The following is a 1,615-nucleotide window of genomic DNA, read 5'->3' as shown; positions in this document are numbered from 1 at the left end:
ACCCCAACCGCCCCTTCTCGGCTGCGTGTGTTTCCCGGGTACACGAACGTCCCGGCTGCGGAGAGATTTTCAGAACAGCAGGATGAGGTTCGTCAGCGCCAGGATCACCCCGGCGACCTGGCAGGCGATCGCGCCTCGGCGGGCCGCTCGCACCCGGCGCCCCCGGTTGTCGTCGGGCAGCCGTGCGGGGACGAGAGCCTCGGCGTTGCTGTGACCCCATCGTCCGATCATGAACACGGCGGCGCCGAGGCCGAGCTGGACGACGATGGCGATCACCATCGTGAGCCCGCGACCGGACCCGGATCCCGGTTCACCGGCCGCCTGCCGGTGCGGGAGCCTGCTCGGACGGGACACCAACGGTGGAAGCGTCCTGTGGCGGCGAGTCCGGATCCGCGGGACGGTAGCCCGCGGCGTACCTGACATGGGCGTTCCTGATGGCGCCGGCCAGCCAGCCGCGCCAGGTGCCGAGCTGACGCTCCAGCTGCAACTGCTGACGCAGGCTGTCCTTGACCTGGCCGAACACGGCCGGTGTCGGCGGCATGATCTGGATCACCTTGCCGACGTTCCAGCCGTACTGGGTCTGGACCGGGCCGAACACGGCACCGACCGGGGCTGCGAACGCGACCGGGGCGTACCCGGAATCGAGCTGGCTCGCGCTGACGACGCCGAGCGCACCGCCGCCGTCCCTGGTGCTCCCGTCCAGGCTGCGCTGCTGCGCGAGAAGCTCGAACGGCGTGCCGGCGGCGGCGTCCCGCACGACCTGGTCGGCCTCGGCCCGTGACGACATGACGATGTTGCGCAGGTCGCGGCGTTCCGGGGTGGCGAGCTGATCCTTGTGCTGGTCGAACTGGGTGTGCAGCTCGGCGTCGGAGATCTCGGGGGTTCCGGCGGTGTGCTGGAAGAGCTGGTTGACGGCAAGCTGGCGCTTGATCTCTGTAAGCACTGCCTGCTCGTTGGTGCCGACGGTGCCGAGCGCCTGCACGAACCGGTCCCTGGCATCGTTGCCGCTGCCGAACTGCTGCTCGATGAACCGGCCCAGGGCGTCCTGCGCCATTTTGTCCGCAATCACGATCTTCGCATCGGCGGCGGCGTTGTCGAGGATGATGCTGACCGCGTAGGACTTGGCGACATCACGGTGAAAGGTGTCGAGCGTGGCGGGATCGGTCGGAGCCTGGATCCCGTAGAGGGCACGCAGGGTGTCGACCTTGTGGTCGAGCTCGTCGACGCTGACGTCCTGATCGCCGACCCGGAAGGCGACGCCGGCGGGCAGCGTGGTGGACGCATGCCACAGGTAGCCACCCACCCCACCGCCGAGCAGCACGACCAGGACGACCGCCAGCACGACGCGCCCTCGCAGCGAGCGGGGCAGGCGGATCCGACCGGTGACACGGCGCAGACGCGAGCGTTCATCCGCCGGCGAACGTCCATCCGCAGGGGAGTCGTCGGCGTCCTCTCCCCCGCCTTCCGCATCCCCGCCGCCTTCCGCATCCCCGCTGCCCTCGGCATCCCCGGTATCCTCGGCATCCCCGGTATCCTCCGCACGGGCCTTCTCCCCTGCGGGCTCGCCGGCGCTCTTCTCCCCGCTCTCCCCGCTTTCTTCGGTCAGGACGTCAGT

General features: G+C 69.8%; 2 protein-coding genes. Both read right to left on the bottom strand.

Annotated features, from left to right (window positions below; genetic code table 11):
- Positions 1–69: 69 nt before the first annotated feature.
- Positions 70–279 (bottom strand): hypothetical protein, encoded by a 210-nt coding sequence (locus DD1DGNOD_RS12025; RefSeq protein WP_131770138.1) that lies wholly within the window; start codon positions 277–279, stop codon positions 70–72.
- Between the two features lie 31 nt (positions 280–310).
- A partial coding sequence (locus DD1DGNOD_RS12020) for a peptidylprolyl isomerase (protein ID WP_206443118.1) occupies positions 311–1,615 on the bottom strand: 1,305 nt, incomplete at its 5' end.

The organism is Candidatus Protofrankia californiensis (assembly GCF_900634765.1).
Classification (GTDB): Bacteria; Actinomycetota; Actinomycetes; order Frankiales; family Frankiaceae; genus Protofrankia; species Protofrankia californiensis.
This window is presented reverse-complemented; position numbering and strand designations above follow the sequence as displayed.